This is a genomic window from Sodalis sp. RH20 (assembly GCF_047324205.1).
Classification (GTDB): domain Bacteria; phylum Pseudomonadota; class Gammaproteobacteria; order Enterobacterales; family Enterobacteriaceae; genus Acerihabitans.
This window is the reverse complement of sequence record NZ_CP178733.1, coordinates 141,481-164,553: the sequence shown is the minus strand read 5'-3', so window position 1 is coordinate 164,553 and position 23,073 is coordinate 141,481. Positions and strand designations below refer to the sequence as shown.

Sequence of the window (23,073 nt, the reverse complement as noted above, 5' to 3'; positions counted from 1 at the left end):
GAGCGGTAACCGGCGGCCGACGTCACCTGCGTCAGTCCTCTTCCCCAAGCAGCACAATCTTGCCGGCAAAATGGCGGTCTTCCAGACGCCGGTGCGCCCCGGCCCCGGCGCTTAAAGGGAAGGTCTCCACGGCCGGCGGCGCGATCCATCCCCGCCGCCAGGCGGAAAACAGGGCGCGGGCGCGGCTTGCGCGCTGCGCGCCGTCGCCAAGATAGGTCCAGAGATCGCCGCCGATCACCCCTTTCGACGCCATCATCAGGCTGGAAGGCGCTAAGGCGGGCGCCGCGCCGCCCGACATGCCGAATAACACCACCCTGCCGCCGGGATGCAACGCCGCAAGACTGTTCGGGAGCGTACTGCCCACGGAATCAAACACATACTTCACGCCGCCCCCCGTCGCCTCACGAACACGCTCCGCCCAGTTATCGTCATAACCGTAAGCGGCGAGGGCGCCGTTAGCCAGGCAGATACGCTGTTTATCCCGCGTCGAGGCCACGGCGTAGACCCTGGCGCCGCGCGCCTTCATCAATCGCGTCAAATGTTGCCCCACCCCGCCGGCGGCCGCCAGCACCAGCACCCGATCGTTTTCCGCCACCCTGACGCTGTCATTGATAAGGTATTGCGCCGTAAGGCCCTGCAACAATATGGCCGCCGCCGCCACATCACCGATGTCGTCGGGCAGTTTCAAGGCGCGGTCGACCGGCACGTTTACCCGGGTGGCATGGGCAAACGGCACGTCGGCAAAACCCACCCGCTGCCCGAGATGCCAGCCGGTCACCTCCGCGCCGACCGCCGTCACATAACCGACGCCCTCATACCCGCCGATATGAGGTGCGCGATCCGCCAGGGGATAGTCCCCGCGCCGGCGATAAATATCGGCAAAATTAAGTCCGGCCGCCGCCATCTTGACCTGCACGGCGCCCGCGGGCACCGCGGGGGTGGGGTGATCACCGTAAAACAACACTTCCGGCCCGCCAAACCGATTAAACATTAATGCCCGCATTCGCTTTCCTCCATGCAACACCCAGGGTAATGACCAGGAGTATTCCATGGCGGTTATATGCTATAAATAGCGATAAAATAGTTTAATAAAACACCGTGGGTTTTTAATGGACCGTTTAACCAGCATGGCGGTATTTATCCAGGTCGTGGAAAAAGGCAGCTTTGTCTTGGCCGCCGCCGAGATGAACATCTCCCCCACCATGGTCGGCAAACATATACGTTTCCTGGAAAGCCGATTGCAGGCCAGGCTGCTGGCCAGGACTACCCGTCAGCAGGGCGTAACGGAAATCGGCAGGCTGTTTTATGAACGCTGCCGCCGCCTGCTGGCGGACGCGGAGCAGGCCGAGGCGCTGACGCATCATTTATTAACCGAACCCGCCGGGAAACTGCGCATCAGCGCGCCGGTCGTCTTTGGCAATCATGTCTTGACCCCGCTGCTGACCGGGTTCATGCAGTCACACCAGGAAATAACGATTGAAGTGGTATTATCGGACCGTAAAGTGGATTTGATAGACGAGCATTTCGACGCCGTTTTCCGTATCGGCGATATCGGCAGTGATGGCGTGATTGCCCGTCGGCTGCCGGATTATACCCTGGTGCTGGCGGCCTCCCCGGATTATCTGGCCCGTTATGGCGCCCCAGCGCGTCCCGCCGACCTGAGCGGACATAACTGTTTTGGCTTCAGCCAATGGCAGGGCAATAGCCGCTGGCGGCTGACCGGCCCTGGCGGGGAGGACAGCGTGGAGGTTCACCCAAGGTTGCGCATCGACTCAGGTGAAAGCGTGCGGCAGGCGGCCCTGGCAGGCTTTGGCATCGCGATGCACGCCGAGATATTGTTGGGCAACGATATCGCCGCCGGCCGGCTGGTCCAGGTGCTGCCGGACTGGCGGGCCATCCCGCGGCCCATGCATGTGATTTCCTTGCCGGACCGCCAGCAACCACTGAAACTCGAACTGTTTATTGCCTCCCTGGTGGCCGCGCTCTGGGGGCGCACGCCGGCGAATCCGGCGGCTGCCGGCATGGAGAGCCGGCCCGGCTATCCCTAGAGCCGCCATCGGCGGCCCCTGGCCCTTATTTGCCCGTGCCGGCGGCGGATTCCACCTTCGGGCGGCCGCTGCCGCCGCCGTTATCATAGCCGGAAATGGTTTTGCCCTGCGTTTCGCGCCCGAAGCTGACCAGAATACTGATCAGAATAGCCACGGTGCCCGCCACCATGGCCATGGCCAGGCCGTAGTTATTGCCGTGCGCTTCGGCGATACGGGACTGCAGCGTGGCGTTCACCGAGGCAATCAGGTTGCCCAGCTGGTACACAAAGCCCGGCAGCACCGCCCGCGAATTGGCGGGCACCAGCTCCGTCAGGTAGGTAGGCACCACGCCCCAGGCGCCCTGCACCATAAACTGCATCAGAAACGCGCCCAGGCCTATCAGCACCGACCCGCTGGCGAACGCCCACAGCGGCAGCACCGGCAGGGCCAGCAGGGAGGCGATGATCATCGCTTTTTTACGCCCTATTTTTTCCGACAGGGAGCCGAAACAGATGCCGCCCAGCATGGCGGCGATATTGTAGCCGATGGCGATGATGCTGACGGTATGGGGAGCAAAGCCGTGCTGCACTTTCAGAAAGGTGGGATAAAGATCCTGGGTGCCGTGGCTGAAAAAGTTAAAGCAGGCCATCAGCACCACCATATAGAGGCAGAGCTTCCAATGGGCGCGGATAATGGGCAGCAGCGCCACGCTCTCCTTGCGTTCCCTGGCCGCCAGCCATACCGGCGATTCCGGCACCTTGAAGTAAATATAGGGCAGCAACAGCACCGGCAGCGCCCCGATCAGGAACATGCCGCGCCAGCCGACGCTCTCGAAAAACAGGCCGAAAATAATCGCCGCCAGCAGGTAACCGGCGGGATATCCCGCCTGGAAGATGCCCGACATCAGGCCGCGGGACCTGTCGGGGATGGTTTCCATCGCCAGTGACGAGGCCACGCCCCAGATGCCCCCCATCGCCACGCCGTATACCACCCGGAAGGCAATAAAAAGCGCCAGCGTCGGCGACCAGGCCGACAGCAATTCAAACAGCGAGAACATCAACACGTTGATCATGAGAATCGGCCGGCGGCCATACTTCTCGGCCAGGCGGCCAAACAGCAACGCCCCCAACGGACGCACCGCCAGGGTCAGCATAATCGAGATGGAAACGCTGGCGATATCGGTTTTAAACCACGCGGCCAGATCGCTTAGCACAAATACCAGGATAAAAAAGTCGAAGGCGTCCAACATCCAGCAGGCAAAACAGGCGAATGCCACGTTGCGCTGTGTAGGGGTCCAGTTAAACATAAGTTAGTGTCCTATCTTTGAATCGGTCACCTTTACGGTGGCACCGGAAAAAATAAGCCAGGCCTGGGTATGCCGCCGGGGGGTTCCCCGCTACCCGGATGAGAACAGAGCGGAATAATATGTTTTTAAATTGTTAACTATTTGTTTATAGCACGTAATACTCTTACTTTTATTGTGGATTTGTATCATTTATCAAGATTATGTAAACAGTCATTGCCTCGGGCGCCCCGCGCCATACTCCATAGGCGCCTGCCCGCCGGCGGCCGCATTTTGTCCACCGTCCCGCCCCTTATTCAGCGTTATACTGCCGGTATGGTTTATTTCCGGCGCACGCTTGGCATGGCGCGGCCGGCCCGGTGATGGGAAAGGAACATGGTAAGGATTGACGATTTGGCGTTGTTTGTCCGCTCGGCGGCGCTCGGCAGCTTTTCGAACGCGGCGCGGGAGGCGGATCTGTTGCCGGCCCAGGTCAGCGCGGCGATCAAGCGCCTGGAGCGGGAGCTGAACATCCGTTTGTTTGCCCGTTCCACCCGCAGCCTGCGCCTGACGGCCGAAGGGGAGCAGTATCTGCCTTATGCCCGCGCAGCGCTGCGCAGCCTGCGCGAGGGGCAGGACCTGCTGCATCAGGAGCCGGCCGGCCTGCACGGTATGCTGCAAATCGCCGCCCCGTCCGATTTGGGACGTAACGTGCTGCTGCCCTGGATCACCCAATTTCGTCATGATCATCCCAACCTGCAGGTGCGGCTTTATTTATCCGATCAGGTGACCGATATCTTCAAGGATCCGGTGGATGTGGCCTTCCGCTACGGCATTATGGACGACGCCAGCTACGTCGCCCTGCCGCTCGCGGCGGAAAACCGGCGGGTGGTGGTGGCGTCGCCGGCGTATCTGGCGCGCCGCGGCCGGCCTTCGACCCCGGCCGATCTGGCCGGACATGATTGCCTGACGTTTGTGCTGCACGGCCGTGTGTATGATAAGTGGCGTTTTTATCCGCACGGCCAGCCGCAGGCGGTGGGCGTAAGCGGCACCCTGACCAGCGACGACGCGGAAGTGGTGCGCCGCCTGGCCATTGCCGGCGAGGGGATCGCCTATAAGTCCTGGCTGGACGTATGCCATGACGTGCGCGCGGGCAGGCTTGAGGTGGTGCTGAAAGGCTATGGCGGCGATCGCGTGCCGTTGCATCTTATCTGCCCGCACCGTCGGCAATTTTCGCCGGCGGTACGCCAGCTGTACGAGCGGCTGAAGCTCGGCTGCGGGGAACTGCAGCGGGAGTACGCCGCCCTGCTTGACGGCGCGGCGCCGGAAAATCCGGCCGCGGCCGATCCCAAAGGCCGGGAAGACGCAGCGGACGTAGCCCCGTGCCGGGACAGCTCAGCCTAGCAGGCGCGCGGCGGCGATCAGCGCCTGTCCCAGCGCCAGTCCGCCGTCGCCGGCCGGCAGCCGGGAGGGAACCAGTACGCGCAGGCCCTGCAGTTCCCGCACCAGCAGTTCGCGAAACAGCCGGTTATGCAGCACGCCGCCGGACAAGACCACCGTGTCGATGCCATGGCGCGCCGCCGCCTGCCGGGCCAGCGCGGCGAATCCCCGCGCCAGCGCCAGGTGGAAGCCATAGGCCCGTTCGGCCGGGCCGGCGCGCCAGGCCAGCCATTGACGCCAGAAGGTCGCCATATCCAGCCGGTTATCCAGCAAGGGTAGCGATACGGGCAAAGTCACCGCCGGCTCCCCTCCCTGCCCGGCGCCGCGCCACGCCAGCGCCTCCAGCCGGCAGGCCGCCTCCCCTTCCCAGCTGGTTTCGCCGGCACACACCCCGAGCGCCGCGGCCACCGCGTCAAATAACCGGCCGGTGGAAGACGCCGGCGGCGCGTTGATCCCGCGCGCCACCGCCCTGGCCAGCAGCTCGCCCGCGCCCGCGGGAATATGCCCGGCTTCCGGCAGGCCGCGCCAGTCGGGCACAAAGCGCAGCCACTGCGCCAGCAGGTTGCGCCAGGGCTGGCGCGCCGCCAGATCGCCGCCGGGCAGGGCGACGGCGGGCAGGCCGCCCAGCCACCGGGATTCGCGGTAGTCCACGAGAAGGCATTCTCCCCCCCACAGGGCGCCGCCCTCATGCCCGCTGTCCGCCAGGCCGTCCCCGCGCCTGTCGTCATCCGGCGGTATGTCTTGCGCCGGGTTGCCGTGCCGCCGCGCGCCGCCGTAGCCCAGCCCGTCCATGGCCAGGCCGATTACCGGCCCGCCGTCGAGCGGCCAGCCGTGTTCACCCAGGCAGGCCGCCAGATGGGCGTGATGATGCAGGATGGTTAGGCAGGGTAAGCCGCGTTCGGTCGCCAGCGCCGCGCCCCAGCGCCGGCTGAGGTAGCCGGGATGGGCGTCCACCGCCACCGCCCGCGGCGTAAAATCCCAGATGGCGTGAAACAGCGCCAGCGCCTGCTGCCGCTGGCGCTGGATGCCTTCATCCGCCAGATCGCCCAGATGCTGGCTGAGCACCGCCTGTCCGTCGCGCAGCAGGCAGAAGGTGTTTTTTAAATCCGCCCCCATGGCCAGTATGGCCGGCGCCCGGGAAAATCCGGGAGGCAGCGCGATGGCGTCGGGCACATAGCCGCGGGAACGGCGCAGCATCTCCACCCCCCCGGCGCTGAGGCGCACCAGGGAATCATCGGCGCGCTGGACGATATCGCGATCGTGTAATAGCCAGGCGTCGGCGATGGCGGCCAGCTCATCCAGCGCCTGGCGGTTATCCAGCGCCGGCGGCCGGCCGTTAAGATTGCCGGAGGTCATGACCAGCGGCCGTCCGGCGCGACGCAGCAACAGATGTTGCAGCGGACTGGCCGGCAGCATCACGCCGATTTCATGCAAGCCGGGCGCAATACCGGCGCACAGCGCCAGCGGCGCCTGCGCGCCTATCGCACCGGGCGCCGGGGCGCCGCCGTCACCGGACGCCCGATCGGCCGGCGCGCCGGCAGCGGAGGCGGCAAGCCCGGGGGCAACGTCCGCACCGTAGGCGACCGCCGTCGCACAGGGCGGCAACGGCACCAGCACAATGGGCGCGGCGGCGGATTGCAGCAACGCCACCAGCGCCGGGTCGGCATGCCCGAGGCAGCGGCGCAGCCAGTCGCTGTCCGGCATCATTACCGCCAGCGGTTTGGACGGCCGCCGTTTACGCGCGCGCAGCCGCGCCACCGCCACCGGGTTGGTGGCGTCGCAGGCCAGGTGAAAACCGCCCAAGCCTTTCACCGCCACGATTTCCCCGGCCAGCAGCCTGCGCGCCGCCTCGGTAATGGCGTCATCGGCAGCGGCCAGCCGCCCGCCGTGGCGGTCCGCCAGCCAGGCCTGCGGCCCGCAGGCGGGACAGGCGTTCGGCTGGGCATGAAAACGCCGGTCGGCGGGGTTGTGGTATTCAGCCAGGCAATCAGGGCATTGGGGAAACGCAGCCATGGCGGTATTGGGCCGATCGTAGGGCATGCGGCGGATCAGGGTAAAACGCGGCCCGCAGTGGGTGCAGTTGATAAAAGGATAGCCGAAACGGCGATTGGCGGGATCAAACAGCTCGGCCAGGCAGTCGCCGCAGGTGGCCGCGTCCGGCACTACCTGGGTTTTCATCGCGCCGCCGCGGCTTTCGATAATGGTAAACGACGACGGCGGGCGCGCCCACTGCCAGGGCAGGATATCGATTTCGTCGATGGTCGCAAGCGTAGGGCAGTCCCGGCGCAGCTGGGCGATAAACCGCCCGGCATCGTGGCCCCACAGGCGCACCTCGACGCCGTCGGCGTTATTGCCGACGTCGCCGGTCAATCCCAGGCGGTGGGCCACCTGCCAGACCGTGGGCCGAAACCCCACCCCCTGGACCTTGCCGGTGATGCGTAACAATACGCCGTTGTGCGCCATCGTCTTCTCCGCTAGCAAATCCTCGGCAGGGGTTCGTCATGGGGCAGATCGAGCAAACGGCTAACGCCGTACAGCCCGCGCAGCCGGACCTGTTTATCCCCGGTCACCTCGCCGATGACCGCGGCGTCGCGTCCCAGCGGGTGCGCGCGCAGCGCCCGCAGCACCTGCTGCTCCGCCGCCGCGTCCACTATCAGCACCAGCTTGCCTTCATTGGCGAAATTCAGCGGCTCCAGCCCCAGCAGTTCGCACAGCCCGCGCACCGTGGTTTTTACCGGCAGCGCCGCCTCGTTAATGCTCATGCCGCACAGGCTGCCGCGGGCGAACTCATGCAGGATGGCGGTCACGCCGCCACGCGTGGCGTCGCGCAGGGTACGCACGCCGCCGATATCGCGCAGGGCGGCGATAAGCGGCGCCAGCACCGCGCAGTCGCTGACCAGATCCGCCTCCATGCCGAGGTGCTCGCGCAGATTAAGGATCGTGGCGCCGTGATCCCCCAGCGTGCCGCTGACCAGGATGCGATCGCCGGCGCGGATACGGGACGCGCCCCAGTCGATGCCGGTCGGGATCACGCCCAGCCCGGCGGTATTGATAAACAATTTATCCACCGCGCCGCGCGGCACCACTTTGGTGTCGCCGGTCACAATCTGGATGCCGGCGTCGCGGGCGGTGGCGGCCATCGACCGCACCACCCGTTCCAGGATCTCCAGCGGCAGTCCTTCCTCAAGGATAAAACCGCAGGAAAGCCAGCGCGGGGTGGCGCCGCTGACCGCCAGATCGTTGGCGGTGCCGCACACCGCCAGCTTGCCGATATCGCCGCCGGGGAAAAACAGCGGGTCGACCACATAGCTGTCGGTGGTAAAGGCCAGCCGGTCGCCCAGGGCGGTCATTTCGCTCAGCTGCAAGCGGGCCTGGTCTTCCCCGGTGCACAGCAGCGGGTTGTCGAAGGCGCTGAGGAATACTCCGCTTATCAGCGCCTGCATGGCGCCGCCGCCGTTGCCGTGCGCCAGCGTAATCTGTTTGTTCATGCCTCACTCCGACGATATTGATACCAGGCGGCGCAAGCCCCCTCCGATGAAACCATCAGCGCGCCGAAGGCGTTTTCCGGCGTGCAGACGCCGCCGAACAGCGGGCAGTCCGCCGGCTTGCAGCGCCCGGTCAGCACCGCGCCGCAGCGGGCGCGCGGGTCATCCGCCACGGGTTGCTGGGCGGGATGGAACCGCAGCTCCGCGTCAAACGCCATCCAGTCCGGACGCAGGCTGACGCGGGAATCGTCTATAACCCCCAGGCCGCGCCATTCGCTGGCGCCCGCGGTGATGAACACCTCGTCCATGGCGCGCTGCGCCAGGCCGTTACCCTGCCCCGGCACCACGCGCCGGTATTGGTTTTCCACCGTGCAGCGCCCCGCGGCGTACTGTTCGATCAGCATCAGCAGGCCCTGCAGGATGTCCCCCGGTTCGAAGCCGGTGACCACCACCGGCTTATGGCAAACATCGCTGATATAAGCAAAAGGCTGTTCGCCTATCACCATGCTGACATGGCCGGGGGCGATAAAACCGTCGATGCGCACATCCGGCTGCGCCAGCAGGCTTTTCAGCGTCGGCATCAGGGTGATGTGCTGGCAGAACAGGAAAAAGTTCTCCACGCCGTCGGCGCGCGCCTGCTGCAGGGTGACGGCGCTGGCGGGCATGGTGGTTTCAAACCCGATGCCGAAAAACACCACCTGCCGGTCGGGGTTCGCCCGGGCAATGGCCAGCGCGTCAAGAGGCGACCAGACCATACGCACGTCGGCGCCCCGCTGGCGGGCGGTCAGCAGCGACCCGTTGCGGCCGGGCACGCGCATGGCGTCGCCGAAGGTGCAAAAAATCACCCCGGGCCGCTGGGCGATTTCCAGGCAGGCGTCGATGCGCCCCGCCGGCAGCACACAAACCGGACAGCCCGGACCGTGAATAAATTCCAGCGACGGCGGCAGTAATTTATCGAGACCAAATTTAAAAATGGCATGGGTATGGCCGCCGCACACTTCCATGATCTGCAGGGGGCGCGCCGGCGTATAGCCGGTAAAAGGCATGCGCTCGGCGATGCGGGTGACCAGGCCGCGCACCAGCTCGGGCTGGCGGTATTCGTCAACGAACCGCATCGGGCTCACCTCCGCGCAGGAAATAACCGACGTCGGGCTCCACCTCGCCCATGGCCTGAAGCGCCTCCAGGGTTTCCCGCGCCTCATGCTCGTCGAGCAGGCTCATGGCAAACCCGACATGCACCAGGATCCATTGACCCGGCAACGCGGCCATGGCGGCCTCGTCGGCGCAAACCAGCCGCACGTTAACCCGGCGTCTAACACCGCACACATCGACCCAGGCGTTGCCCGGGCTGTCGTTATCCAGCGCCATCACCTGGCCGGGAATGCCTATGCACATGACTGTGCCTCCGCGTCCGCCGCTGTCCGGCCGCCGGCCAGCTGATCCGTCAGCCAGCCCAGCCAGGCGTCCATGCCCGCGCCGGTGGTGGCCGACACCATCAGCACCGCAATCGCCGGATTCACCCGGCGGGCATTGGCGATACAGATATCGACGTCAAACGTCACCCAGGGCAGCAAATCGGTTTTATTGAGGATCATTAGCCCGGCGGCGGCGAACATATGGGGATATTTCAGCGGCTTGTCCTCTCCTTCGGTGACCGACAGCACCACCACTTTCAACCGCTCGCCCAGATCAAAACCGGCCGGGCACACCAGGTTGCCGACGTTTTCGATAAACAGCAGGCTGCTCTCCGGCGGCGCCAGCCGTTGGGCGGCGTCATGGATCATTTGCGCGTCGAGATGACAGCCTTTGCCGGTATTGACCTGAATGGCCGGGACGCCGGTGGCGCGGATGCGGTCGGCGTCATTGGTGGTTTGCTGATCGCCTTCGATCACCGCGCAGCTGACCCGGTCCCGCAGCCGCAGCAGCGTTTCGGTCAGCAGGGTGGTCTTACCCGATCCGGGGCTGGAAACCAGGTTCAGCGCCAGGATATTCATCGCCTGGAAATGCGCCCGGTTGCGTGCCGCCAGCCGGTTGTTTTTATCCAGCACGTCAATCTCGATTTCCACCATGCGGCGCTGGCTAAGGCCTGTCGCATGGGTACCCGCCGGGCCCTGGCCGTAATCAAGATCCCCCTGGGGGCCTGACTGCGGAATAAACGCCGAACCGCCGGTATCCCCGGCGGGATAAGCGGCACGTCCGGCGCCGCTGCCGGCATTTCCGTCGCGATCCATAACGCGCCCGGCGGCCGGCGGCGGCATGTGCCCCGGCGCCACGCTGTAGTAATGATTATGCACGTCGCCGTGATAGTGATGATGGATTATCGTCGCAGGCGCGGCGGCGGTCAGGCTGATGCGGCGCGGCGAAGCGGCGTGAACGGCGTCATGATGGCTGTGGCCATGGTCATGATGAGGGTGATCGTGATCGGCATGGCTATGGTCATGATGAGCGTGGTCGTGATCGGCATGGCTGTGGTGATGATGAGAGTGGCGATCATCATCACCCTCGATATGACGTTCGCCTTCGGCACAACCGCAGGTACTGCACATGGCAAGTCTCCTAACATCGTGAATAGGCCCAGTATAACGTTACGCCACTTCCAGTCGTTTGATCTGGATGTGGTCATGGGCGTCTGTTTGCAGCTGATGCCCGCCGCACAGCGGACAGACCAGCAGCGGCGCGTCGGGCAGCATGACGTGGCGCAGGCAGCGCTCGCACCAGGCCTCGGCCGGCTGCTGCTCGAGATGCAGCACGCATCCCTCGGCCGCGGTGCCCCGGCACACCATATCGAAACAAAAATGCAGGGATTCCGCCTCCACGCAGGAGAAGGCGCCGATGGACAGCCAAACGCCGGTTACGCGCCGCGCGCCGTTTAACCGCACCTGCTGCTCCAGGATTTCCAGCGTGTTCTGCGCCAGTGTTAATTCATGCATTAATGGCTCCGCTTAAGGTCGGGTGAGCGCCCGGTCAAGACTTCGCGCGCGACGCTGGCCGCGGCCAGGCCGGGGCGGCGGTCCCGCGGGCGTTTCCGGACGCGGGGACCGTGGCAGTGCTTATCATGCGCATGCAAGGGGGATGCCAGGTCTGGCGCGCCGGCACGAATAATTTAAACTTAAAAATCAAAGGACTGACGCCAGCCCCGGCGGCGCTGTTCCCTTCACGGCCCCCGGCGCCGGCACGTCGTCACTTATGACGACACTCCCGCGGCCGCCGGGGTCGACACTTATGACGATATTACCCTCGCCCGCGCCTTTTTTCCTTGATCACCCTCCCACCGATGCCCGCGCCACGGGCCTTGCCGGCTATAACCCTACTGCTGGCATGGAATATGCTTTAGTCGCGGGCATCGATTAAGCATGCAGCCTGACTGTCATCCGTTTCTCCTGGAGGAGAGGGTTATGAACCGCTTTGTTATCGCGGAACCACAGCTTTGCATTGGCTGTAACACCTGTATGGCCGCTTGTACCCAGGTGCATAAGGCCGTGGGGTTGCAGTCGCACCCCCGGCTTTACGTAACCCGTACCGGCGAGCATACCGCGCCGTTGCTGTGCCGCCATTGTGAAGACGCGCCCTGCGCCCGCGTCTGCCCCGTCAACGCCATAACCCATGGTCCTGACGCCATCAAGCTCAATGAAAGCCTGTGCATCGGCTGCAAACTGTGCGGACTGGCCTGTCCCTTCGGCGCCATCACGCCCTCCGGCAGTACGCCGGTGAATATCCCCACGTTGTTCGAGAATTTTATTCCCTCGCGGCAACTGGCCGATGTGCCGGAAAGCCCGCAGAACATGAATCCGTTCCTGGCCTGGAACGCCGGGGTCCGGAGCGTGGCGGTGAAATGCGACCTGTGTGACTTCCATCCCGACGGCCCGCAGTGTGTCAAGGTCTGCCCGACCGACGCGCTGGTGCTGGTGGATGACGGCGCGGTGGAACAGGCCAGCCGGCGCAGGCGCAACTATGCGGCGCGCTGGCTGTCGTCGGATCTGGATTTTCTTTCCCCCCCTACACCGGAGCAGGAATAAACATGGGCCCCTTTCAATTACTCAGCGGTTCGCTCGGGTTGTACGTTATCGGCGGCATCCTGTCGCTGTTGCTGGCGCGCCGGGAAGCGCTGGCGATATGGGTCGCCGGTCTGACGGCGATGGCCGGCGGGGTGCTGGGCGGACTTGCCGCCGTCCCGGTATTGCTGAGCGGCGAGACGCTGACCTGGGCCGCCGCCGGCCCCTTTCCCTTTGCCGCCTTCAGCGTGCGCCTGGATGGGCTGGCGGCCTTTATGCTGCTGGTGATTTCGCTGCTGGTGACGGTGTGCGCCCTCTACTCCATCGCTTATGTACGCGAATATATCGGCCGCGGCGCGGCGGCGATGGGCTTCTTTATGAACCTGTTTATCGCCTCGATGGCCACGCTTGTGGTGATGGACAACGCCTTCTGGTTCATCATCTTCTTCGAAATGATGTCGCTGGCGTCCTGGTTCCTGGTGATTGCCGATCAGGACGAAGAATCCGTTAACGCCGGGCTGCTGTACTTCTTTATCGCCCACGCCGGGTCGGTACTGATCATGGTGTCGTTCTTCCTGATGTGGCGCCAGAGCGGCAGCCTGGAGTTTGCGTCGTTCCGCGGGCTGTCGCTGTCGCCCGCCGGCGCCTCGGCGGTGTTCCTGCTGGCGTTTTTCGGTTTCGGCGCCAAGGCCGGCATGCTGCCGCTGCACAGCTGGCTGCCGCGCGCGCATCCCGCCGCGCCGTCGCACGCCTCGGCGCTGATGTCCGGCGTCATGGTGAAAATCGGCATTTTCGGCATTATCAAGGTCGGCATCGACCTGCTGGGCGCCAGCCAGCTGTGGTGGGGCATCCTGGTATTGGCCTTCGGCGCGGTGTCCTCGGTGCTCGGGGTGCTGTACGCGCTGGCGGAGCATGATATCAAGCGCCTGCTGGCGTGGCATACGGTGGAAAACATCGGCATCATCCTGATGGGGGTGGGCGTCGGCATGGTGGGCATTGCCGCCCATCATCCGGTGCTGGCCGCGCTCGGGCTGCTCGGCGCGCTGTATCATTTACTTAACCACGCGGTCTTCAAAGGACTGCTGTTCCTCGGCGCCGGCGCCATTATCTGGCGCGTGCACAGCCGCGATATGGAAAAAATGGGGGGCCTTGGCCGCCTGATGCCCCTTACCGCGATGGCGTTTCTTATCGGCTGTATGGCCATCTCCGCGCTGCCGCCGCTCAACGGTTTTGTCAGCGAGTGGTACACCTATCAATCCCTGTTCACCATGAGCCATGACGGCGGTTTTATCATGCGCCTGAGCGGTCCCGTGGCGATGGTGATGCTGGCCATTACCGGCGCGCTGGCGGCGATGTGCTTTGTCAAGGTCTACGGCATCAGCTTTTGCGGCGCGGCCAGGAGCGATAAAGCCGCCCAGGCCCGCGAGGTGCCCTGGCAGATGACCACGGCCATGCTGCTGCTGGCGCTGTCGTGCGTGCTGCTTGGCGCCGGCGCGTCCCTGGTGGCCCCGGTGCTGGCGAACGTCGCCGCCGGGCTGAGCCATACCCATGATTTTACCGTGGTCCAGGGGACGCTGCTGGTGCCGCAGCAGGCCGGCCAGGCCATGATGTCGCCGCTGATGATGTTTATCCTGCTGCTGGCCCTGCCGCTGATCCCGCTGGCGATTTACCTGCTGCGCAAAGGCGCCCAGCCGGGCTATCGCCGCGGCGGCGATCCCTGGGCCTGCGGTTATGCCTGGGAACCGCTGATGGCCATGTCGGCCGGCAGCTTTACCCAGCCGCTGCGCGTGATGTTCGCCACCCTTTACGGGCTCAGGCGCCGGCTCGACCCGTCGCCCCGGCTTAAACAGGCGCTGGAGTACGCCACGCTCGGCGCGGGCCGCGTCGAACCCTTCTGGGATGAGGATATCATCAACCCCTTGGTACGTATCACCCAGCGCCTGGGCGCGCGGGTCCAGGTCTTGCAGGGCGGGGATTTCCGCATTTACTGCCTGTACGTGGTCGCCGCGCTGGTCATCCTGCTGCTTGTCACCGCCCTCTGAGGAGAGAGACCATGTTGATACAACCGTTGCCGTCGCTGACCATGGGGCTGTTCGCCCTGGTCCAGGCGCTGCTGCTGCTGGCGTTGACGCCGCTGCTGACCGGCCTGTCACGGCAAATCCGCGCCCGTATGCATTCCCGGCGCGGACCCGGGCTGTGGCAGGATTACCGCGATATCGCCAAGCTGCTCAAACGCCAGGACGTGGCGCCGGAGCAGGCGGGGCCGGTATTTCGCGTCATGCCCTATGTGCTGCTGGGCAGTATGCTGCTGGTGTCCATGACCCTGCCGGTGCTGACCCGCTTTTCACCGTTCGGCGCGGCGGGGGATCTGATCGCCCTGCTGTATCTGTTCGCGCTGTTCCGGTTCTTCTTTTCGCTGTCGGGGCTGGATACCGGCAGCACCTTCGCCGGCATCGGCGCCAGCCGCGAGCTGACGCTGGGCGTGCTGGTGGAGCCTACCCTGATCCTGGCGCTGCTGGTGGTGGCGCTGATTACCGGCTCCACCAATATCGGCGCCATCAGCGCCACGCTTTCCGCCGGCTGGATTTCCCCCACCGCCACCTTCCTGGCCCTGCTGGCCTGCGGCTTCGCCACCTTTATCGAGATGGGCAAGATTCCGTTCGACGTGGCGGAGGCGGAACAGGAACTGCAGGAAGGGCCGCTGACCGAGTATAGCGGTTCCGGCCTGGCGCTGGTGAAGTGGGGCATCGGCCTGAAACAGGTGGTGATGGCCGAACTGTTCCTGGCGGTATTTATTCCCTTCGGCAAGGTCACGGAACTGACCGCGCCGTCGCTGCTCTGGGCGCTGGTCGCCACGGTTATCAAGCTTGTCGTGGTGTTTACCCTCGCTTCCCTATTGGAAAACAGCCTGGCGCGCGGGCGCTTTTTATTGATTCCGCGCGTGACCTGGCTGGGGTTCGGCGTCGCCGCGCTGTCCTTTGTTTTTTACCTCACCGGACTTTAAGGAGCCAGGAAATTTATTATGGAGAATATAGCCCTTGCGACTGTTCTGGTCCCATTTGCCGGCGCGCTGCTGACCGCCTGCCTGCCCCAACGCCTGGCGAAATGGCTCTGCACCCTGTTTGCGCTGCTGGCGACGCTCGGCACGCTTTGGCTGGCGCAGGCGTTTTTCAGCGGCGGCAAGCTCGACGCCACCTATACCCTGCTGTCGTATGGCGACACGGCGCTGATAGGCGTCACCGTCGATCGCATCAGCACCCTGATCCTGTTCGCAGTGGTGTTTCTCGGCCTGCTGGTGAGTCTGTATTCCACCGGTTACCTTACCAACGGCAACCGTGAGCATCCCCATGAGGGCACCAATCGTTATTATGCCTTCCTGCTGGTGTTTATCGGCGCCATGGCGGGGCTGGTGCTGTCGTCCACCCTGCTCGGCCAGCTGCTGTTTTTTGAAATCACCGGCGGCTGCTCCTGGGGATTGATCGGCTACTACCAGACGCCGAAAGCCCAGCGTTCCGCCATGAAAGCCCTGCTGATAACCCACTTCGCCTCCATCGGCCTGTACCTGGCGGCGGCGACGCTGTTTATCACCACCGGCACCTTCGCCCTCAGCGCCCTGGGCCAGCTGCACGGCACCCCCGCGCTGGTGGTGTTCGGCGGCATCCTGTTCGCCGCCTGGGGCAAGTCCGCCCAGTTGCCGCTGCAAGCCTGGCTGCCGGACGCCATGGAGGCGCCGACCCCGGTCAGCGCCTATCTGCACGCCGCGTCCATGGTCAAGGTCGGGGTGTATATCTTCGCCCGCGCCATCCTGTCCGCCGGCGACGTACCGCATATCATCGGCTGGGTCGGCATGGTAATGGCGGTGGCGACCATGATCTACGGCTTTATGATGTACCTGCCGCAAAAGGATATGAAACGGCTGCTGGCCTGGTCCACCATCACCCAGCTGGCGTATATCTTTTTCGCCCTGTCGCTGGCGATCTTCGGGTCGAAGGAGGCCTTCAACGGCGGCATCGCCTACATCTTTAACCACGCCTTCGCCAAGAGCCTGTTCTTCCTGGTGGCCGGCGCCTTCAGCTACAGCTGCGGCACCCGCATGCTGCCCAGGCTTAAGGGCGTCATCGGCAAGATGCCGCTGCTGGGCATCGGTTTTTGCGTGGCGGCGCTGGCCATTACCGGCGTGCCGCCGTTCAACGGCTTTTTCAGCAAGTTCCCGATTTTCGCCGCCGGCTTCGCCCTGTCAAGCCAGTACTGGGTGCTGACGCCTCTGATGATCCTGGTGTTGATTGAGTCTGTCGCCAGCTTCGCCTGGCTGCTTTTTTGGTTCGGACGGGTGGTTCCCGGCAAGCCCAGCGAGGCGGTGGCGCAGGCCGCGCCGCTGCCGCTGGCCATGCGCGCGGTGCTGGTGGTTCTGATCGTGATGTCGCTGTGCTCCAGCTTTATTGCCGTCGCCTGGCTTGGATAAGGAACAAATTTATGACCGGATCTCTGATAGTCAATAACCTCGCGGGCCTGATGATGCTCACCTCGCTGTTGGTCATCGGCGCCAAACGCCCCATGGTCTCCTGCTGTTTGTATGCCCTGCAATCGCTGGTGCTGGTGCTGATTTTCTTCACCCTGGCGCAAACGCTCCAGGCCCACCAGCTGATGCTTTGGTCCCTGAGCGCGCTGATCACCAAGGTGGTGCTGGTGCCGCTGATCATGGCCAGGGCATTTAGCAAACTGTCCGATCCCGGGGCGGATGGCGGCATTATCAGCCCGACCCTGCTGATGCTGGCGGCGGCGATTATCGTGCTGCTGTGCTGGTTTGTCGTCGCGCCGGTAAACCTGCCGATGGTGGCCGCGCTGAAACCGGCGCTGGCGGTGTCGCTGGGCCATTTCCTGCTCGGGCTGCTGTGTATCGTCACCCAGCGCAATATCCTCAAGCAGGTATTCGGATACTGCCTGATGGAAAACGGCTCGCACCTGACGCTGGCGCTGCTGGCCAACCGGGCGCCGGAGCTGGTGGAAATCGGTATTGCCACCGACGCTATCTTCGCCGTGCTTATCATGGCGTTCATGGCACGCAAAATCTACCGTACGCTCAACACGCTGAACGTTAATCAACTGACGGCGCTGAAGGGGTAATGAGATGAGCAATACCGCTATGTTATTGATATTACTGGTTACACCACTGGCGATATCGCTGCTGGCCTTTGCCTGCCGGTTCGCCGGCGGCGCGGCGCGCGGCCTGGTCACCGCCCTGCACACCCTGGGCATCATCGCCTTGCTGGCGGAAGCGCTGTGGGTGGTAGGCCAGGTCATGGCGCAAGGAGCGCTGCTGGCCGCGCACCGCTGGCTGTATATCGACAGCCTGGGCGCGCTGTTCCTGGCCATCCTCGGCATTATCGGTTTCATCACCGGCCTGTACTCCATGGGTTACATGCGCCATGAAGTCGACACCGGTGAAATTTCCGTCACCACCTTGTGTCACTACTACGGCTTTTTTCATCTGTTTTTATTCACCATGCTGCTGGTGGTGAGCAGCAACAACCTGATCCTGATGTGGGCGGCGGTGGAAGCCACCACCCTCAGTTCGGCGTTCCTGGTGGGCCTTTACGGCCAGCGCTCCTCGCTGGAGGCGGCCTGGAAATACATCATTATCTGTACCGTCGGCGTCGCATTCGGCCTGTACGGCACCATTCTGGTCTACGCCAACGCCGCCAGTGTCCTGCCCGATCCGGGCCAGGCGATTTTCTGGACCGAAGTGCTCAAGCACACCAGCCTGCTGGATCCGACGCTGATGCACCTGGCGTTTGTGTTCGTGCTGATTGGTTTCGGCACCAAGACCGGCCTGTTTCCGATGCACGCCTGGCTGCCCGACGCCCACAGCGAAGCGCCCAGCCCCACCAGCGCCCTGCTGTCGGCGGTACTGCTCAACTGCGCCCTGCTGGTTATCCTGCGCTATTACATCATTATCAGCGCCGCCATCGGCCCGGTGTTCCCCAGCCGCCTGTTGATCGTATTCGGCATGCTGTCCGTGGCGGTAGCCGCGTTTTTCATTCTGGTGCAGCGCGATATCAAACGGCTGCTGGCCTATTCCAGCGTGGAGAACATGGGACTTATCGTGGTGGCGATTGGCATCGGCGGCCCCCTGGGCGTGCTGGCGGCACTGCTGCATACCCTCAACCATAGCTTGACGAAGACCTTATTATTCTGCGGGTCCGGCAATGTGCTGCTGAAATACGGCACCCGCGATATGGGCGCGGTAAAAGGCATGATGCGCGTCGCGCCCTTTACCGCCGTTATGATGGCGGCGGGCGCGCTGGCGCTGGGCGGCATGCCGCCGTTTAATATCTTCCTCAGCGAATTTATGACGGTGGCGGCGGGACTTGCCGGCGGCCATCTTATTCTTACCTTGGTGCTGTTGCTGCTGCTGACCGTGGTGCTCGGCGGGCTGGTGCGCATGATTGCCATGACCGTGTTCGGCGACCGGCCGGAGGCGACGAGCAAAGGCGAACTGGGCTGGCTGACCACGCTGCCGATGGCCGTGCTGCTGGTGCTGATGCTGGTGATGGGCACCTGCATTCCCCGGCCGGTGATCGGGCTGTTGGAAAACGCCGCCACCATCGTGCTTAACCACGATGTGGCATCGTTCAGCTGGCCCTGGGCCGCGCTGGATACCGGGACGGCAACGCCCATTCATTCCCCGTCAGGAGAAGTAAAGTGACAGACATCATTTCCGATAAACTCGGCCTGGGTTACCTGGCGCAGGTAAACGAAAAATTCCCCGCGGCGGTCCTGGCCCACGAATGGCAAACGGCCAATCAGTTAACCATCACGGTGAAGGTTAACGCCCTGCCGGAGGTGGTGGAATTTCTCTACTACAACCAGGGCGGCTGGCTGTCGGTGCTGTTCGGCAACGATGAGCGTACCCTGTGCGGCGATTTTGCCGTCTATTATGTGCTGTCGATGGAACAGGGCGAGAAGTGCTGGATCATCGTCAAGGCGCTGGTGAGCGCCACGACCCTTGAATTCCCGTCGGTGACGCCGCGCGTCCCGGCGGCGGTGTGGGGCGAACGCGAAATCCGCGATATGTACGGCCTGATCCCGGTGGGCCTGCCGGACGAACGGCGCCTGGTGCTGCCCGACGATTGGCCGGAGGATCTCTATCCGCTGCGCAAGGACAGCATGGACTATCGCCAGCGCCCGACGCCGACCACTGAGACCGAAACCTATCCCTTCGAGAACGACGCCGCCGGCGAGACCCGGGTGGTGCCCATCGGCCCGCTGCATATCACCTCCGACGAACCGGGCCACTTCCGGCTGTTTGTCGACGGCGAGCAGATTGTCGACGCCGACTACCGGCTATTCTACGTCCATCGCGGCATGGAAAAGCTGGCGGAAACCCGCATGGGGTATAACGAGGTCACCTTCCTGTCGGATCGGGTGTGCGGCATCTGCGGTTTTACCCACAGCGTGGCCTATACCAACTCGGTGGAAAACGCGCTGGGCATCGTGGTGCCGCCGCGCGCCCACGCCATCCGCAGCATCCTGCTGGAAGTGGAACGCCTGCACAGCCATCTGCTGAATATCGGCCTGTCCAGCCACTTTGTCGGTTTTGACACCGGCTTTATGCAGTTCTTCCGCGTGCGCGAAAAAGCCATGACCATGGCGGAACTGCTGACCGGCGCCCGCAAGACCTACGGCATGAACCTGATCGGCGGCATCCGGCGCGATATCCTCAAGGAGCAGCGGCTGAAAACGCTGCTGCTGGTGGCCGAAATGCGCGCCGACTTCGTCCAGTTGGTGGATATGCTGCTCAGCACGCCGAACATGGCGCAGCGCACCCAGGGCATCGGCCGGCTGGACCCGAAAATCGCCCGCGATTTCAGCCCGGTGGGACCGATGATCCGCGCCAGCGGCTTTAAGCGCGACCTGCGCTTCGATCACCCCTACGCCAACTACGCCAACCTGCCGAAAACGCTGTTTACCCTTGACGGCTGCGACGTCTATTCCCGCGTCATGGTACGGGTAAAAGAGGTGCTGGACTCGCTGGCGATGATTGAATACGGACTGGACAACCTGCCCGGCGGCCCGCTGCTCACCGAGGGCTTTACGTATCAGCCGCATAAATTCGCGCTCGGCTTTTCCGAGGCGCCGCGCGGCGAGGATGTGCACTGGAGCATGCTCGGCGATAACCAGAAGCTGTTCCGCTGGCGCTGCCGCGCCGCCACCTACGCCAACTGGCCGGTGCTGCGGTATATGCTGCGCGGCAATAATATCTCCGATGCGCCGCTGATCATCGGCAGCCTCGATCCCTGCTATTCCTGCACCGATCGCGTGACGCTGGTGGATATCAACAAGCGCAGGGCGAAAACCGTGCCTTATCAGGAGCTGGAACGCTATGGCATTGAACGCACCCATTCGCCGCTTAAGTAGAGGGTTGAACGATGTTCAAACTGTTTAAAACCATCCTGAAAGCCGGCGAGCCGACGGTAAAATACCCGTTCAAGCCCCTTGAGGTGATGCCGGGATTTCGCGGCAAGCCGCAGTATGACCCCACGCAGTGTATTGCCTGCGCCGCCTGTACCAGCGTCTGCCCGGCCAACGCCCTGACCATGGAAACGGACCTGGCGTCGGGCGAGCGGCGCTGGCAGCTGTTTCTCGGCCGCTGCATTTTCTGCGGCCGCTGCGAGGAAGTCTGCCCGACCCGCGCCATCGTGCTGTCGGAGGAGTTTGAAATGGCGGTGACGCAAAAAGCGGATTTGTATGTGAACGCTACCTTTACCCTGCAGAAATGCCGGGTATGCCATCAACCCTTTACCGCCAAAAAATCCATCGATTATACCCTGGCGCTGCTGGCGCATTCCGGCCTGGACGCAGCCGCGCTGGACGCGCTGCGCCCGCAGTTCGAAACCTGCCCGGACTGTAAGCGTCACCAGAACCTGCAAAGCAACCGCGATCTGCGCCTGCCGCACGACGCGGGGAGAGAAAGCCAATGAGCCAGCAAGACATCCCGCTGCAACACCATGTCAGCATCCCCGTGGCGCCCGACCCGCATACCCTGGCGCTCAAAAAAACGCTGCTGCAGAATATCAAGCGCTCGGCCTATGTCTACCGGGTGGACTGCGGCGGCTGCAACGGGTGTGAAATCGAGATCTTCGCCGCCATTACCCCGTTGTTCGACGCCGAACGCTTCGGCATCAAGGTGGTGGCCTCGCCACGCCACGCGGATATCCTGCTGTTTACCGGCGCGGTAACCCGGGCGATGCGGGTGCCGGCGCTGCGCGCCTATGCCGCGGCGCCGGATCCGAAAATCTGTATTTCCTACGGCGCCTGCGGCTGCGGCGGCGGCATTTTCCACGATCTTTACTGCGTCTGGAGCGGCAGCGAAAGCATCGTGCCCATCGATGTCTGGATCCCCGGCTGCCCGCCCACGCCCGCCGCCACCATCTACGGTTTTGCCGTGGCGCTCGGCCTGCTGGAACAAAAGCTGAAAGGCGAATCGCACCTGGAGCAGCCGGACGAGAAAGCGGCGCTGCTGCTGCCGGACGTGCCGCTGCATACCCGGGTGCTGGTCGAGCGCGATGCGCGGCGCATGGCGGGCTATCGCGCGGGACGCGAAATCAGCGACACCCTGCTGTCGCTGCTGCCCGGCGCCACGCCCGCGGTCTTGGCGCAGCGGGTGGACGACTGGCTGCGGCGCGCCGACGATCCGCGTTTGCAGGATATCGTCGCGCAGCTGATGCTGACCCTGAACAGCGAGGCCCATCATGGCTGAGGTCTATTTCTGGTCGCTGCGCCAAAAGTTTCTGGACAGCGACGACGACATGCCCGCCCAGGCCAAACAGGTGATGTATTACTCCCTGGCCATCGGCCACCATGTGGGGGTCATTGACTGCCTGAACAAGGAATTCATCTGCCCGCTGGAACAATACGAGCAGTGGATCGCCCTGCTGCCGGAAGGCGAGGCGCGGCGCAAAATGCACGGCCTGCTGACCTTTGGCGAAATCGTCATCGACAGCACCCATACCGACCTGCTGGCCAACGCCTTTGCGCCGCTGCGCGCAAACCAGCCCGCGCCCTTCGGGACATGGAGCGCCCGGTTGGTCGGACTGCTGGCTGAAATCGCCGCCGAGCCGGCCATTTACCTGATTGTGCGGAGAGTATTATGACCGTTGACGACCACGCTGGCGACGGCAAGATGGTGCCGGCCGGCCGCGGCCACGCCGATGACGTGTCCGACAGCGTCGTGCTGACCGTCGGCAACAGCATGATGGGCGACGACGGCGCCGGGCCGTGGCTTGCGGAGCTGATGGCGCGCGCGCCGGTGGCCGGCTGGACCGTGGTCAACGGCGGATCCGCGCCGGAAAACGTGGTCCACCGGGTGCGCGCCCTGCGTCCCAAACGGGTAGTGGTGGTGGATGCCGCCGATATGTCGCTGAAGCCCGGGGAGCTGCGTCTGGTGGACCCCGCCATCATCGCCGACATGTTTATCATGAGTACCCATAATCTTCCGCTGAGCTTTGTGATCGATCAATTAAAGGAAGATGTGGAAGAGGTATGGTTTATCGGTATCCAGCCCGATGTGGTGGCATTTTATTTCCCCATGACCGCGCCGGTCAGGGAGGCGGTCGAAACCCTGTATGCGCAATTGGCGCACTGGCGGGGCGACGGCGGTTTCACCTGGCTGGCGCCCGCCGAGCAGGATGACTGAGGACGGCGCATGCCGCCCCGTCACGTGTTATCGACACCTGGTCCGGTCGACACTTTTGTCGACCGGTTCGCCAGCGGATCTGACGATATGGGCGCCTGCGGGCCCATCATCAGCCGGCGGTCAAAAAATGCCGGATTTTATTCTTTGTTTT

At 63.8% G+C, this 23,073-nt stretch carries 22 protein-coding genes; 14 read left to right on the top strand and 8 right to left on the bottom strand.

Annotation, left to right across the window (positions count from 1 at the left end; translation table 11 throughout):
• Positions 1-31: 31 nt before the first annotated feature.
• Positions 32-991: a quinone oxidoreductase family protein gene (locus tag ACL2XM_RS00735; protein WP_413721250.1), complete on the bottom strand. Its 960-nt coding sequence runs from the start codon at positions 989-991 to the stop codon at positions 32-34.
• A 118-nt stretch (positions 992-1,109) separates the two neighbouring features.
• Between ACL2XM_RS00735 and ACL2XM_RS00730 the strand changes: the two genes are divergently transcribed.
• Complete coding sequence (locus ACL2XM_RS00730) at positions 1,110-2,048, top strand: LysR family transcriptional regulator (RefSeq protein WP_413721251.1); 939 nt, start codon at positions 1,110-1,112, stop codon at positions 2,046-2,048.
• A gap of 25 nt (positions 2,049-2,073) precedes the next feature.
• Here ACL2XM_RS00730 and ACL2XM_RS00725 read toward each other — a convergent pair whose 3' ends face one another.
• A complete protein-coding gene (locus tag ACL2XM_RS00725) occupies positions 2,074-3,333 on the bottom strand; it encodes an MFS transporter (protein WP_413721252.1) in 1,260 nt (419 codons plus the stop codon).
• A 372-nt stretch (positions 3,334-3,705) separates the two neighbouring features.
• Between ACL2XM_RS00725 and ACL2XM_RS00720 the strand changes: the two genes are divergently transcribed.
• Positions 3,706-4,713 (top strand): LysR family transcriptional regulator, encoded by a 1,008-nt coding sequence (locus ACL2XM_RS00720; protein ID WP_413732103.1) that lies wholly within the window; start codon positions 3,706-3,708, stop codon positions 4,711-4,713.
• On the opposite strand, the gene ACL2XM_RS00715 is transcribed toward ACL2XM_RS00720, so the two are convergent.
• The 6 genes from ACL2XM_RS00715 to hypA are packed head-to-tail and all read right to left on the bottom strand — an operon-like array spanning position 4,705 to position 11,164.
• Positions 4,705-7,212 carry a carbamoyltransferase HypF gene (locus ACL2XM_RS00715; RefSeq protein ID WP_413732102.1) on the bottom strand — a complete coding sequence of 836 codons (2,508 nt, stop codon included), beginning with the start codon at positions 7,210-7,212 and terminating at the stop codon, positions 4,705-4,707. The genes ACL2XM_RS00720 and ACL2XM_RS00715 overlap by 9 nt on opposite strands.
• Before the next feature lie 11 nt (positions 7,213-7,223).
• A complete protein-coding gene (hypE, locus tag ACL2XM_RS00710) occupies positions 7,224-8,237 on the bottom strand; it encodes a hydrogenase expression/formation protein HypE (protein WP_410013877.1) in 1,014 nt (337 codons plus the stop codon).
• Complete coding sequence (gene hypD, locus ACL2XM_RS00705; protein WP_410013876.1) at positions 8,234-9,349, bottom strand: hydrogenase formation protein HypD; 1,116 nt, start codon at positions 9,347-9,349, stop codon at positions 8,234-8,236. The genes hypE and hypD overlap by 4 nt, the downstream gene beginning before the upstream one ends.
• Positions 9,336-9,629, bottom strand: coding sequence for a HypC/HybG/HupF family hydrogenase formation chaperone (gene hypC, locus ACL2XM_RS00700; RefSeq protein ID WP_413721256.1), 294 nt, complete (start codon positions 9,627-9,629; stop codon positions 9,336-9,338). Before hypC ends, hypD begins: the two co-directional genes overlap by 14 nt.
• On the bottom strand, positions 9,620-10,780 hold the full coding sequence (gene hypB, locus ACL2XM_RS00695; RefSeq protein WP_413732100.1) for a hydrogenase nickel incorporation protein HypB: 1,161 nt from the start codon (positions 10,778-10,780) through the stop codon (positions 9,620-9,622). The genes hypC and hypB overlap by 10 nt, the downstream gene beginning before the upstream one ends.
• A 39-nt stretch (positions 10,781-10,819) precedes the next feature.
• A complete protein-coding gene (gene hypA, locus ACL2XM_RS00690) occupies positions 10,820-11,164 on the bottom strand; it encodes a hydrogenase maturation nickel metallochaperone HypA (RefSeq protein WP_413732099.1) in 345 nt (114 codons plus the stop codon).
• Positions 11,165-11,456: 292 nt separating this feature from the next.
• On the opposite strand from hypA, the gene ACL2XM_RS00685 reads away from it, so the two are divergent.
• The 12 genes from ACL2XM_RS00685 (at position 11,457) to hycI (ending at position 22,922) form a co-directional block, all read left to right on the top strand.
• Positions 11,457-11,585: a hypothetical protein gene (locus tag ACL2XM_RS00685; RefSeq protein WP_410013872.1), complete on the top strand. Its 129-nt coding sequence runs from the start codon at positions 11,457-11,459 to the stop codon at positions 11,583-11,585.
• A gap of 44 nt (positions 11,586-11,629) precedes the next feature.
• Positions 11,630-12,250, top strand: coding sequence for a 4Fe-4S dicluster domain-containing protein (locus ACL2XM_RS00680; protein WP_413732097.1), 621 nt, complete (start codon positions 11,630-11,632; stop codon positions 12,248-12,250).
• A 2-nt stretch (positions 12,251-12,252) separates the two neighbouring features.
• Positions 12,253-14,268: a hydrogenase 4 subunit B gene (hyfB, locus tag ACL2XM_RS00675; protein ID WP_410013870.1), complete on the top strand. Its 2,016-nt coding sequence runs from the start codon at positions 12,253-12,255 to the stop codon at positions 14,266-14,268.
• 11 nt (positions 14,269-14,279) lie between these two features.
• Positions 14,280-15,230: a respiratory chain complex I subunit 1 family protein gene (locus ACL2XM_RS00670; protein ID WP_410013869.1), complete on the top strand. Its 951-nt coding sequence runs from the start codon at positions 14,280-14,282 to the stop codon at positions 15,228-15,230.
• A gap of 18 nt (positions 15,231-15,248) precedes the next feature.
• Positions 15,249-16,688 carry a hydrogenase 4 subunit D gene (locus ACL2XM_RS00665; RefSeq protein WP_413721259.1) on the top strand — a complete coding sequence of 480 codons (1,440 nt, stop codon included), beginning with the start codon at positions 15,249-15,251 and terminating at the stop codon, positions 16,686-16,688.
• Positions 16,689-16,699: 11 nt separating this feature from the next.
• Positions 16,700-17,350, top strand: a complete 651-nt coding sequence (hyfE, locus tag ACL2XM_RS00660; RefSeq protein WP_413721260.1) for a hydrogenase 4 membrane subunit — start codon at positions 16,700-16,702, stop codon at positions 17,348-17,350.
• A gap of 4 nt (positions 17,351-17,354) precedes the next feature.
• Entirely contained in the window at positions 17,355-18,932 is a 1,578-nt protein-coding gene (locus ACL2XM_RS00655) for a hydrogenase 4 subunit F (protein ID WP_410013866.1), read from the top strand.
• Positions 18,929-20,644, top strand: a complete 1,716-nt coding sequence (locus tag ACL2XM_RS00650) for an NADH-quinone oxidoreductase subunit C (RefSeq protein ID WP_410013865.1) — start codon at positions 18,929-18,931, stop codon at positions 20,642-20,644. Before ACL2XM_RS00655 ends, ACL2XM_RS00650 begins: the two co-directional genes overlap by 4 nt.
• Positions 20,645-20,655: 11 nt before the next feature.
• A complete protein-coding gene (gene hyfH, locus ACL2XM_RS00645; RefSeq protein ID WP_413721261.1) occupies positions 20,656-21,207 on the top strand; it encodes a hydrogenase 4 subunit H in 552 nt (183 codons plus the stop codon).
• Positions 21,204-21,986, top strand: coding sequence for an NADH-quinone oxidoreductase subunit B family protein (locus ACL2XM_RS00640; protein WP_413732095.1), 783 nt, complete (start codon positions 21,204-21,206; stop codon positions 21,984-21,986). Before hyfH ends, ACL2XM_RS00640 begins: the two co-directional genes overlap by 4 nt.
• Positions 21,979-22,380, top strand: a complete 402-nt coding sequence (locus tag ACL2XM_RS00635) for a formate hydrogenlyase maturation HycH family protein (RefSeq protein WP_410013862.1) — start codon at positions 21,979-21,981, stop codon at positions 22,378-22,380. Before ACL2XM_RS00640 ends, ACL2XM_RS00635 begins: the two co-directional genes overlap by 8 nt.
• 98 nt (positions 22,381-22,478) lie before the next feature.
• Positions 22,479-22,922 carry a hydrogenase maturation peptidase HycI gene (gene hycI, locus ACL2XM_RS00630; RefSeq protein ID WP_413728746.1) on the top strand — a complete coding sequence of 148 codons (444 nt, stop codon included), beginning with the start codon at positions 22,479-22,481 and terminating at the stop codon, positions 22,920-22,922.
• The last annotated feature ends 151 nt before the right edge of the window (positions 22,923-23,073 follow it).